The sequence below is a fragment of the Glaciecola sp. KUL10 genome, assembly GCF_003203515.1.
GTDB lineage: Bacteria > Pseudomonadota > Gammaproteobacteria > Enterobacterales > Alteromonadaceae > Glaciecola.
In genome coordinates, this window is sequence record NZ_BGNG01000004.1 from 206565 (window position 1) to 219228 (window position 12664).

The following is a 12664-nucleotide window of genomic DNA, read 5'->3' on the forward strand; positions in this document are numbered from 1 at the left end:
CAGAGTGTTCCAAAACGAGCTAGAGTTTACGTTAAAGCACCGGTGTTCTGCAAATATGCACAATAGAAACTAACGATATTTATTTTTTACGAGTTCCGAAAACGTCGCATTTTTTTCTGGTATTCACATACACTTGTTATCGTAATAGCTTGATTAGGACCTGTTAATGAATCAATTGGTTCAGTTTCAAAAAGCAAGAATGGCAAGAGACCCTAGGTTTGATGGTAGATTTTTTGTTGGTGTTAAAACTACCGGCATATTTTGCAGGCCAGTTTGCAGAGCGCGTTTACCACTAGAAAAAAATGTCCGTTATCTACGAAGTGCAAACCATGCAATCGAAGAGGGTTTTCGCCCCTGTTTATTATGTCGACCAGATAGTGCGCCGGGCTCTTTTGCTTGGAAAGGCGTTGAGACAACAGTAGAGAGAGCAATAAATATATTGTCTTCTCAGCTTGATCTGAGTATCGAACATGTTGCAGAAAAGTTGGGCGTGTCAACTCGTTATTTAAATCGTTTATTTGACGATCATGTACATATTAGCCCGAAGCGCTTTCAGTTATCTCAAAGACTTCTTTTCGCTAAACAATTGCTGCATGAAACGACTCTTAATATTGAAACGGTGGCGTTATGTGCAGGTTTTAACTCAGCGAAACGGCTACAAGTTAATATGCGCGATCAATTCGATTTGATACCCAGCGAGCTGCGCCGACGTGAAAAGGATAATAAAATGTCGAAAACTCAAACCGTTTCTGTTTTTTTAAGATACCGCCCTCCATATTCTTGGGATGTTCTACGAGACTTTTTTTCGAGACGCTTAATCACCAGTAATGAGAGAATTACCGAGGACTACTTTGCCAAATGTATTTTAGTTGATGGTGTTCCGGTGATTTTTAAAGCCCGGCATGAAGCCGACAAAGATGGATTTGAAGTTAGCTTTTTTACCGAAAATGTGAAGGTCCTAAAGCAAGCAATACTGTGTGTTAGGAAGATTCTTGATTTAGACGCAGATCCTCTTGTGATTGGGGAGGCTTTGCAAGCGAGTGGTTTGCACAAAGAGCAATTTGATCCAGGCTTACGGATACCAGGAATCGTCGATCAGTTTGAGGCCGCCTGCAGAGCAGTCTGTGGCCAACAAGTGTCAGTAAAAGCGGCGGTGCGGCAAGTTAATTTACTACAAGATACATTATTGATGGCCAATGTGTCTCAACCTGATCACACACACCACTTATCGGAAGCGCTTTATCAAAACGAACCGTGTTTGGCACTTCAACCCTTCGTCGACGCAGCACTTGTGAGTAAAAGTGATCTGTCTTTTTTAAAAATGCCGCAAGCTAGAAAAAATAGCCTTCATTCTTTGGCAAATCTTTTAGACGAAAGCAAAGATGCTGACTATGAACAGTGGCTTGCACTAAAAGGAATTGGTCCATGGACTATAAATTATGTAAGACTTCGGCACTCAAGCTTACCTGACATATTTCTAGACACTGACCTTATCATCAAACAGCAAATCGAAAGATTTGCACAACAGAAACAAGTGATAAAGGCAAATCTAGCTGCGCCTTATCGCACTTACTTAACCCTCAACCTTTGGAATTTGTCATGAGCAGTCGTTTTAAGCAGTTTCATTCGCTTTGTACCAATGTGGTGCCAACGCCAGTGGGGTATATTCAAATTTTTGCAGATGAGCTTGGTGTTTGTGCAATCGAGTTTACTGACAAACCAATACTAGAAAAATCTAATGAAATCACAGACGAATGTGCACAGCAATTGAAGCAATATCTGGCTGGTGAAAGGAAGGTATTTGATGTACCTTTGAACGCCCATGGTACCGAGTTTCAAAAGCGGGTTTGGCAGGCTCTATTAGAAGTCGAATACGGTGAGATTAGCACTTATTTGAGCATTTCCAAAAAAGTGGGTAATCCCTTAGCGTCAAGAGCAGTGGGAATGGCAAATGGCAAAAACCCGATTTCTATTATCGTTCCTTGTCATCGCATCATCGGCAGCAATGGAAAGTTAACGGGTTATGCTGGTGGGCTAGCTCGCAAGACATTTTTATTAGATTTGGAAGCTAAGTATTCATGAGACCGCAAGATCTGGCAGAGTTGCTTTTATTAGGCATAATATGGGGCGCATCCTTTATGTTGATGCGAACAGCAGCACCAGAGTTTGGCGTGTTTGCGCTCGTTGAAGTGAGAACAGTACTTGCGTTTGTTTTTTTGATGCCGTTTGTACTCCTTGCAAGGCAATTAGGTGATTTACGAAAGCATTGGCGTGGATTGATTTTCGTAGGAGCATTTAATACCGGTATACCGTTTTGCTTATTTTCATTTTCTAGTATTCACCTTGAAACAGGCCTCAACTCTATTTTAAACGGAACTGCCCCCATGTTCGGTGCTATTGTTGCTTGGTTATACTTAGGGGATAAAATTACTAAATCAGGCGTATTTGGCTTATCAGCAGGCTTCGCGGGTGTGTTGGTTATTTCTGAGCAAACGCTGGGCAACGCAGAATTAAGTATTTTGCCTATCCTTGGCGCGCTGGGGGCTACATTTTGTTATGGCATCGCCGCTTGTTTCATGAAGAAGCATTTATCACATGCAAAACCCTTTGCTGTTGCCGCCGGTTCTCAACTATTTGCGGCGCTGTTGTTGATGCCCTTGGCAATTGCTTATTGGCCAATGCAAGCAATCAGTGAAACTGCGTGGCGAGACGCCATTATTCTGGCAGTTATGTGCACGGGTTTGGCATACGTCATGTATTTTAGGCTCATCTCAAACGTTGGTGCATCAAACGCGCTGACTGTTGCCTATTTGGTTCCTTTGTTTGGGATCGCATGGGGGTATATTCTCTTGGGAGAAGTTATTTCAATGCAGTCCATTTTGGGTGGTTGTTTGATAATTTTTGGCGTAATGCTTACCACTGGCGTGCTAAAAAAGGTACTCAAGCGTAAGTATGCTGTTTAACACGCGTTTGGTTAGACGTTTCTTTAGTGTTTGTGCTTGAATCTTTGCTCAAACTCAAACAACACTTCGCTTAGTTCTGTTTCATTTTCGAGATCTATTTCGGATAGTTGATATTCAAGAGAAAATGATTGTTTTTTGACATCTAGTTGAAGTGTTTCTAAGCCATGGCGAATATCTTTCATATACTTATTCATTTCGACATACGTCGTCTCTTGAAATAAAAACATCCATTGGTTTTGATGACTCTTTCCTACCATGATGCGCTCATCATTGTTAGCTAAGATATTCAATAATGTGTTCGAAATAGCACTGCTAATTTCTATTTGCTCAACTAGTTCTTCGTGTGTAGCTGGAAAATGTCCAATTTGAGCGACTCGCAACATAGCTACATGAGCAGGTCGTTTAAAAGTAGAGTATTGAATAATAGACTTGATTAACTCATCAGAACATAAAAAACCACTTGGTGTATTTACTTTTGTGACGTTGCTAGCGTCCGCCAACCTTGAGACGCTTTGATAGATACCAAGAAAAATTACACTGATGACTACTACAATCAATACACTGAGTGACAAATATGCAAGATTGAACGGGCTTGGGTTGAACATAACTGGGGCTATCAGATAGAGCTCCCAGTCAAAATTTTTGACACTGAATTGTGAAATCAAGTATTCACTTTCTTCGACCGATACCAGCTGATTATCAAGTGGCGCTGGTGTGTTTTGAGCGCCGAACACTAGCGTACCTATTGCTTGCTTATACCAATCTTGTTCTTGAATGCGCTGAAATTGTCTCTGATAAGGGTTTAAATTAGGATCAGAGGCAAGCATGATTTCGCCTGTAGCGTTGACAAAGAAAAATTCAAAACCATGGTTGGTTCTGAACGTTTCAAATGTTTCAAGAAAGCTTTTAAGACGTTTTGAAGTGCCGACAAACCCCAAGAATTCGTTGTTCTCATTAAACACTTTTACATCAATGTAAAAGTGAATATCATCCCATTTACCAATGTCGGCATTGACAATATCGTCTAACTGTTTGTATTTAAAGTACCAATTCACTTCGCCTTCGACTAAATCGAGGCTGCTGCCGTCAGAGTTAATTTGGACTTTCGCAGAGTCAGATGCTAGGAAAAAGTCCATACCAAACTGACTTTCAAGCTTATTGAGATAATTTATTTTTAGCTGTTTATCAAAGTCAGGATCAAGCAACATTTGTCGAACATCATCAGATTTGGCAATCGTTTGTGATATGTGAAGAGGACGAGTTAAATGCTCGGTAATTAGGTCGATTGCGGGGCTGAGATTCTTTTGTTGTGTGCGACTTTGTTCCGATAGCATGCTGTCCATACTGAACGAGCCGTGAACAATTAGTGAAACTAGAGTGATGATGAAAAGAAGCAAGATACGGCGGTGTAGGCTAGCAAAGGCTCTCATGTGAAACTTTTTTCGACGTGTTTGTCGTATGATAAGGCTAAAATTTGTTTTGGTCTACTGACAATAGCGACCTGTGAGGGTAGACTACATTCACTTTTTAGATGGAGTATTTTATGGCTATAGATGTTGTCATACTAGCAGCAGGGAAAGGCACTAGAATGAAATCCTCGCTCCCTAAGGTTCTGCATAAAATTGCTGGCAAACCGATGGTTGAGCACATTATCGATGCTGCTAGTAGCCTCGATATAGATTCACTGAATATCGTTTACGGCCATCAAGCCGAGTTGCTACAAAAATCTTTATCACATCATCAAGTTAATTGGTGTCTGCAAGCCCAACAACTAGGAACGGGACACGCCGTTCAGCAATCACTTTCATTTTTAAATGATACGAATGATGCGCTGATTTTAGTAGGCGATGCGCCTTTGATCACGAGCGACACGCTACAACGCCTGATTGATGCAAAGAAACAAGCAGATTTTGCTTTGCTTACCGTTCATATGGACGACCCAACAGGGATGGGGCGAATTATCAGAGATGGCGACAATATCAGTGCTATCGTTGAACATAAAGATGCAAGCCCCGAACAGTTAGCGATCAATGAAATCAATACCGGTATGATGCTTCTTCCTGTTAGTGATTTAAAAAGATGGCTGGCAAATTTAAGCAATGATAACGCTCAAGGTGAATTTTACCTTACTGACGTCATTGAGATGGCGGCAAATGAAGACAAAAGAATAAAGGCTGCTCACCCTGTATGGGAACGCGAAGTTGAGGGCGTTAACGATCGCGTTCAATTGGCCTCATTAGAGTGTGCGCTTCAACTGAAATTGGCTGAGCAACTGATGCGACAAGGCGCGAGTCTTGCTGATCCTCATCGTATTGATATTCGAGGTCAGCTAAGTGTTGGCAATGATGTTGAAATAGACGTTAACTGTGTTTTTGAGGGTGAGGTCGTACTTGGCGAGGGCGTTAAAATTGGTCCTAATTGCGTTTTAAAGGACTGCACAATAGGTGATAACACAGTGATTGAAGCCTTTTCGCTTATTCAGCAAGCACAAGTGGCCAATGCCTGTACAGTTGGACCGTACGCACGGCTTCGTCCCGGAGCTGATTTAAGAGAAAATGCAAAAGTCGGTAATTTCTGTGAAGTTAAAAAAGCGGTTATTGGCAATGGCTCCAAAGTTAATCATCTTACTTATATTGGCGATGCCGATATAGGAGCAAACGTTAATATAGGTGCGGGTACGATTACGTGCAACTATGATGGTGTGAATAAGTTTAAAACTAAAATTGAGGACGACGTGTTTGTTGGCTCTAACTCCTCATTGGTGGCTCCCGTAACTGTCGCAAAAGGCGCGACTGTTGGTGCTGGCAGCACTATTACCAAAAATGTAGATGGTGAACAACTAGCCGTTGCGCGTGGGAAACAGCGAAATATCAGTGGTTGGCAAAAGCCAAGTAAGTAGCAGATTACCAATTTTAACTAATTAATAAAGCTTGTAAGTACAAGCTCAAGAGACAGAATTTTATGTGTGGAATTGTAGGCGCAGTCGCTGAACGAAACGTTGTACAGATATTATTAGAAGGCCTTCGTAGACTTGAGTACCGAGGTTATGACTCTGCAGGCGTTGCCCTCATAAACAATGATGACCTTTCGATTGTAAGACGTATCGGCAAAGTCAAAGAACTTGCTGACGCCATTAACGATAAAAATGGCAAAGGTACAACAGGGATTGCACATACTCGTTGGGCAACGCACGGCGGCGTGACTGAATTGAATGCTCACCCACATGCTAGCCAAGCTCGTTTTGCTGTTGTTCACAACGGTATTATCGAAAATCACGCGACACTGCGTACAGAACTTAAGGCCAAGGGTTATACCTTTGTTTCTGATACTGATACTGAAACCATTGCACATAGTATTGCAGCACAAATGGAAATTTCAGGGGACCTTTTGCAATCTGTACTCACCGCGGTAAAAACGTTTGAAGGTGCGTACGGTACGGTGGTGATGGACAAGCAAACACCAGATAAACTAGTCGTTGCACGTTCAGGAAGCCCTTTGGTTATCGGCTTGGGTATTGGTGAGAACTTTTTGGCATCAGATCAAATGGCACTGCTACCTGTAACACGACGCTTTATTTTTTTGGAAGAAGGCGATGTTGCTCAAATTACGCGTGATAGCGTAGAAATTTATGATATCAACGGTGATCAGGTTGAACGTGAAATCATCGAATCTACTGTTGAGCATGATGCAGGAGACAAAGGCGGTTATCGCCATTACATGCTAAAAGAGATTCACGAGCAGCCCACTGTGTTGAGAAACGCAATTAAAGGACGTATCTCGCAAGATGGTTTACAACAAGGCATCTTTGGCGAAGGTGCCGACGAGGTCTTCAAGCAAACAGATTATGTCAAAATAATAGCCTGCGGGACGAGTTATCATGCTGGAGTCACGGCTAAATATTGGTTGGAGCAATATGCAAACGTTCAGTGTGATGTCGAAATTGCTTCAGAGTTCAGGTACCGTCGTTCGTTTGTACCCCAAAATGCCTTGTTAGTGACTATTTCTCAGTCAGGCGAGACGGCAGATACCCTAGCTGCACTAAAACTTGCTAAGCAAAGCGGTTACATGTCGAGTTTGAGTATTTGTAACGTCGATGGCTCGTCATTAGTTCGCGAATCAGCCCTTAGCTTTTTAACACGTGCGGGAGCCGAGATTGGTGTCGCATCCACTAAAGCCTTTACGACACAGCTTGCTGCACTATTAATGCTTACGCTGGCACTTGGCAAGCACAAAGAGATGCCAACAGAAACAGAACAACAAATTGTTGAAGGTTTAATTGGCTTGCCCACTAAACTTGAAGAAACACTTGGGCTTGCTATTGAAATTGAAGATTTAGCAGAAGAATTTTCTGATAAACATCACAGCCTGTTTTTAGGAAGAGGTGAGCAATATCCAATAGCGATGGAAGGCGCGCTAAAGTTGAAAGAGATTTCATATATCCATGCAGAGGCATACGCTTCAGGTGAGTTAAAGCACGGTCCACTTGCGCTGATTGATGCAGAAATGCCAGTGATTGTCGTAGCACCTAATAATGAGCTACTCGAAAAACTAAAATCTAATGTAGAAGAAGTCAGAGCCCGAGGCGGTATCATGTATGTCTTTGCTGATAAAGACGCTCACTTTGAAAGTGATGAAACCATGCGAGTCGTGCAAGTACCTCACTGCAACGAAACTATCGCGCCAGTGGTGTATACCATTCCTTTGCAATTGCTTTCATACTACGTAGCGCTCATCAAAGGGACTGATGTTGACCAGCCTCGCAATTTGGCGAAGAGTGTAACGGTTGAATAGGTGCTCAAAATTGGGTGATTGGTAAACAAAAGATGAATCTTGCCGATACAATAGAATCGACTAATTAATGTCAACAAACCATCACCCATGGATCGAGTTCAAACGAACAGAAACAGGTTTATAAGCAAGCTTCTTTTCCCAAAAGAAAATCTTGTATTCGCTTTGTTTATATCTGTCATGTGCCTTGTCATTTGGTTGGTGACCGTATTGATAATCGATGCTTATCTAATTAAAGAGCGACGAGATTACCCTTCTTTGATCAATATGGCCGGTAAACAGCGTATGCTTAGCCAAAAAGCAGCGTTTTTAACCCTCGCTAGGCAAACAAACCAAACCGCGGATTCAGACTTAAAATCTGCGATCGACCTGATGGTTGAAAACCAAGCTTATCTTCTGACTCAAGCTGAACTAGTCGATTTAGCTGGTTATTACAAAAAACAGGCTTTGGATAAACAAATACAAGAATTCAGTGAATTTGTTACTCAACTTTCTGTTGAGTCTAATCTGCAGAGAAAACCGCAATATACACTCGACCTCATGAACATGTCTGAAGCATTACAAGTGGCACTTGATAAAACGGTCTCAGAATGGGAACGAACTAGCGAAAACGCCAATCTTCAGCTCATAAAATATCGTATCTTGTTTGGCATATCATTTTTAATAACGTGTTTTGCAGTTTACCTTTTCGTATTAGCTAAACCTCTTCATTTAAGTATCGTCACAGCAAACCTTAAAGACCATGCGATCAACCGTTTTAAACGCCTTTTTGACTACAGTCATGAAGGACTGCTAATTCTCGATAAAGACTGGCACGTTGTGCACGCAAATACTGCAGCAAAAAGGGTATCCAATGCGTTTAATTCGGACTCTTCGATGGAACATTTTTGGCATGAAAAAATCAACCTAAAGCTCAAAGGTAAGATACTAAGCGCTTTAGATTCGGTAGGAAGGTGGGAGGGAGAAGTATTTTCAAATGATGAAAAAACCACCTACCTTCACGTCAGTATTATTCAAGTAATGGATTCAAATAATCAGTTGGATTTCTACGGCGCGGTGATGCGCAATATCACTGATGTAAGAGAAAAAGAAGAAAAGCTAAAAACCTTAGCCCTTTATGATGGACTTACTGGTCTTGCTAATCGTGCCAATATAATCGAATGTATAAGCGAAGAATGCGGCAAAAGCCAGGAGTCTGACGGCCGATTCGCTGTTCTATTTATCGATATTGATGGTTTTAAATTGATTAACGATGGATACGGTCATGAATTGGGAGATAAACTGCTTAATAAAATTGGAAACCGTCTCAGTAGCATTACAAAAAATACGGATGTCGTGGCTCGGTTAGGCGGAGATGAGTTTGTTCTACTAGCAAAAAACATCACCAGTGACGACGTCATCGTATCATTATCCAAGCGCATCATGAAAGCGTTTGAAGCGCCAATTCAATGTGACGATATTGGTGTGCAAATCGGTTTTAGCATTGGTATTTCTGTATACCCTAGCGATGCTGAATCGGCTAGCGAATTACTCAAAAAAGCAGATATCGCAATGTACACTGCAAAGCAAAAAGGTAAAAATCAGTTCCAGTTTTTTAATAGTGAAATGGAACTGTATTTAAAAGAGCGTTTTTCTTTTGAGGATGATTTGCGAAATGGAATTTTAAACAACGAATTTTTCCAATTGTTTCAACCTGTTATTGATATTAAAACAGGAAATATTGTCGGTTGTGAAGCCTTGCTGAGATGGCAAAGTAGCACTAGAGATTTAGTGTCTCCTAACAATTTCATTCCCATGGCCGAGTCTCTGAATTTAATGACTGAGATAGATAAATGGGTATTTGAAGCGAGTTTGAAGGTTATACAGGCTTTACCCAAGAATTTTTATTTTGCTATTAATTTATCACCTAAGCATTTCAGTAATAGCGAAGTATTATCAGCCTTTTTAAGCAAATTAAGTGCGATTGAAAATAAAGCTCGCATTCTCTTCGAAATAACAGAAACCACTATCATCACGGATATTGAAAAATCTACACGGATCATTAAGAACATTCGCAAACAGGGGTTTTTAGTAGCGATAGATGATTTTGGGACCGGATATACTTCGCTCTATAATCTAAAAAGATTAGAGTTTGATATTATCAAAATTGACCGTTCATTTATCAAAGATATTTCAACAGACAGCAACTCAAAAAACATCGTAGAGGCGATCGTTAAGTTAGCGCAAAATTTAGGTTTGAATGTGGTCGCAGAGGGCGTGGAGACGAAAGAGCAACTAGAATGTTTACGCGAATTTGGCTGTTCCTATGCACAGGGCTATTACTTCTCAAAACCTATCGAAATCAACGCCTTGGAAAATAAGTACTTCGGTAAAACAACAACTTAAGTTCAGTTAAGTAAGTCACCGATAAGTTTTATCATAGCCTATAAATATATTTCTTAGGGCAAGATAATGCAGTCGGGGAAGACGCTTATTGAGTTATTAATTGCACTTTCAATATTTGCAATATTGTTTACCGGGGTTGTTCCAAGTGCGCAATCTTTATATACCCAACATCGAATCACTGCTGAACTCAATTTAATTAGCAGTTATGTGCAACTTGCTCGTATTGATGCAATTGAACAGCACAGGAGCGTTCTGCTTTGCCCTAGTCCAGATTTCAAACGCTGTGAATTTAGCGATTGGTCATTGCCTAAAATGCTGTTTTTTGACCGCAATTTGAATAACGTGCGTGATAATGAAGAAGCGATTTATTTTGCAGGCGAACCACTTTCAGGATCGTTGTTAATTAAAGGGCCTAAAAAAGCGGTCCGGTTTTATGAAGATGGCACAATTGCTAGCACTGCAACACTTACGGTGTGTGATAAAAACAATGACCCGCGCTACAGTAAAGCGGTATTTATTAGTCTGCAAGGGCGAATCCGCCTCAGTCAAGACATCAACAAAGACGGAAAGCACCAAAAAACAAATGGGACGAATTTATTCTGTTAGTTAAACCCTTTATTATCAGATAGATGTGGTTATTTACCTAGTACCTCACGCAGTGCGCTGATGCATTTATCGACATTTGTTTTGCTGCAACTACTTCCCATTAAGCCGATACGCCAAACCCTGCCTGCAAACTCACCTAAACCAGCCCCAATTTCTAGGCCAAATTCATTCAATAGACGCCTTCTGGTGATTGCATCATCGATACCCTCTGGGATTCGAACTACATTGAGTTGTGGCAAGCGATATGCTTCGTCTACTGTAAAATTTAAACCCAACGATTCAAGGCCTTCTCGTAAGTAATCATGTGTTTGAGCATGTCGCTTCCAACTGTCCTCTATACCTTCCTGCAAAACTGCAACTAAGCTCTCATGAAACGCGTAGATACTATTGACTGGCGCAGTATGGTGATAAGCACGAGCTGTACCTTGGCCCCAATAACCAAGGATTAGGTTCAAATCTAAAAACCAACTTTGAACAGGTGATTTCCTATTTTTTATCTTTCCCAGGGCAAGCTCGCTAAACGAAACCGGCGATAAGCCTGGTACGCATGACAAACATTTCTGTGTACCAGAGTACGTGGCGTCTATTTGCCATTCGTCGACATATAAAGGAATGCCTGCGAGTGATGTAACTGTGTCTACAATGGTAAGGCAGCCGTATTCCTTTGAAATTGCGCAAAGTGTTTTAGCGTCGTTTTCAACGCCTGTTGATGTTTCAGCATGGACAAATGCGACAATCTTTGTATCAGGATTGGCTGCTAGTGCCGCCATTAACTTTTCTGGTTTGGTTTGTTCGCCCCAGGGATCTTCAACTAAAATTGCTTCTCCGCCACTGCGAACGACATTTTGATACATTCGCCCACCAAACACGCCGTTTTGACATACGATAACTTTGTCACCTGGCTCTACTAAGTTGACAAAACAAGCCTCCATTCCTGCACTCCCGGGAGCAGAAATAGGCATTGTCATTTCATTTTTGGTCTTAAAAATTTGCTGTAGCAGGTGCTTGGTTTCATCCATTAAGCCAATAAAGTTTGGATCTAAGTGTCCAAGTGTAGGTTGGGCAAGGGCGCGCAATACACGCTCATCCACGTCCGATGGGCCAGGCCCCATAAGGGTTGGAGGGTTGGCTTTAAAAGACTTAATTGATGTAACTGACATAACACCTACCTCGTTCTGTGTTTTGTTATTCTTAATGAGCGAAGAGTACAATAAAAATCACGGTGATGGGATAATCTTTGCCATTCATAATATTTATATAGGTGCTGTGTGGTTGTTGTCGCGCAAAATGATAATCAATATCTATAATTAGTTATTAAATTCCATACCTCTGGTTTCTTTTATTATTACTAATAAGTACTTAAGCTATCACGTATCACTGGAGACAAAGCATATTGAAACATCAACATGGCATTACCTTAATTGAACTAATAGTTGTTATTGTTATTTTAGGTGTGTTGGCGATAACAGCACTACCTAGGTTTATTAATTTCGGCAGCGATGCGAAGATCGCTTCGCTCGATAGTGTGGCGAGTCAAATAGAAGCAACCGTGCAAATGGTAAAGGCTAAGGCGCTTGTAAAAGGGTTACGGGTGAGTGCTAGTAATCCCGGTGATCAAGTTGAATATTTAGTGGATTTTGGTTTTGGCCGTTCTGAAGTCGATTGGCGAAATTTGTGCCCCGAAAGTCTAGCTGAACTCGGCGATAATATGCAGTTATCTGACTTTATTGATATTGGTCCTGATTCGCTACTGTCTAGCAGAGTTAACAATCAATATACCCTCATCGGCTTTGAGCTTCCTAGTGCTGGCCAACCAACTGATCAAGGGTGTTACCTTATCTATGATTCCTTTGGTGATCCTATTTGCAACGTCACTGTTGTGACCGTCGATTGCTAATTGTCTCAATAAAAACTTTTGGCTT

The 12664-nt window shown here is 41.2% G+C and carries 10 protein-coding genes; 8 read left to right on the top strand and 2 right to left on the bottom strand.

Annotated elements, in window-relative coordinates:
* Positions 1-166 precede the first annotated feature (166 nt).
* Genes KUL10_RS09005 through KUL10_RS09015 form a run of 3 tightly spaced genes read left to right on the top strand, consistent with a single transcriptional unit; the run spans position 167 to position 2963 of the window.
* Entirely contained in the window at positions 167-1603 is a 1437-nt protein-coding gene (locus KUL10_RS09005; RefSeq protein WP_110428588.1) for a DNA-3-methyladenine glycosylase 2 family protein, read from the top strand.
* A complete protein-coding gene (locus KUL10_RS09010; RefSeq protein ID WP_110428589.1) occupies positions 1600-2082 on the top strand; it encodes a methylated-DNA--[protein]-cysteine S-methyltransferase in 483 nt (160 codons plus the stop codon). Before KUL10_RS09005 ends, KUL10_RS09010 begins: the two co-directional genes overlap by 4 nt.
* On the top strand, positions 2079-2963 hold the full coding sequence (locus tag KUL10_RS09015; RefSeq protein WP_110428590.1) for a DMT family transporter: 885 nt from the start codon (positions 2079-2081) through the stop codon (positions 2961-2963). The genes KUL10_RS09010 and KUL10_RS09015 overlap by 4 nt, the downstream gene beginning before the upstream one ends.
* Positions 2964-2986: 23 nt before the next feature.
* On the opposite strand, the gene KUL10_RS09020 is transcribed toward KUL10_RS09015, so the two are convergent.
* Positions 2987-4393 (bottom strand): cache domain-containing protein, encoded by a 1407-nt coding sequence (locus tag KUL10_RS09020; RefSeq protein ID WP_146216770.1) that lies wholly within the window; start codon positions 4391-4393, stop codon positions 2987-2989.
* A 113-nt stretch (positions 4394-4506) separates the two neighbouring features.
* Here KUL10_RS09020 and glmU point away from each other — a divergent pair, with 113 nt between their 5' ends.
* From glmU to KUL10_RS09040, 4 genes are all read left to right on the top strand, one after another.
* Entirely contained in the window at positions 4507-5862 is a 1356-nt protein-coding gene (glmU, locus tag KUL10_RS09025; protein ID WP_110428592.1) for a bifunctional UDP-N-acetylglucosamine diphosphorylase/glucosamine-1-phosphate N-acetyltransferase GlmU, read from the top strand.
* Positions 5863-5924: 62 nt separating this feature from the next.
* Positions 5925-7754, top strand: coding sequence for a glutamine--fructose-6-phosphate transaminase (isomerizing) (gene glmS, locus KUL10_RS09030; RefSeq protein ID WP_110428593.1), 1830 nt, complete (start codon positions 5925-5927; stop codon positions 7752-7754).
* A 207-nt stretch (positions 7755-7961) separates the two neighbouring features.
* Positions 7962-10136: an EAL domain-containing protein gene (locus KUL10_RS09035; RefSeq protein WP_158525353.1), complete on the top strand. Its 2175-nt coding sequence runs from the start codon at positions 7962-7964 to the stop codon at positions 10134-10136.
* Positions 10137-10202: 66 nt separating this feature from the next.
* Positions 10203-10742, top strand: a complete 540-nt coding sequence (locus KUL10_RS09040) for a GspH/FimT family pseudopilin (RefSeq protein WP_110428720.1) — start codon at positions 10203-10205, stop codon at positions 10740-10742.
* A gap of 29 nt (positions 10743-10771) precedes the next feature.
* On the opposite strand, the gene KUL10_RS09045 is transcribed toward KUL10_RS09040, so the two are convergent.
* Complete coding sequence (locus KUL10_RS09045) at positions 10772-11902, bottom strand: alanine--glyoxylate aminotransferase family protein (RefSeq protein WP_233499764.1); 1131 nt, start codon at positions 11900-11902, stop codon at positions 10772-10774.
* Between the two features lie 233 nt (positions 11903-12135).
* Here KUL10_RS09045 and KUL10_RS18970 point away from each other — a divergent pair, with 233 nt between their 5' ends.
* Positions 12136-12639, top strand: coding sequence for a type II secretion system protein (locus KUL10_RS18970; RefSeq protein ID WP_199509209.1), 504 nt, complete (start codon positions 12136-12138; stop codon positions 12637-12639).
* Positions 12640-12664 lie beyond the last annotated feature (25 nt).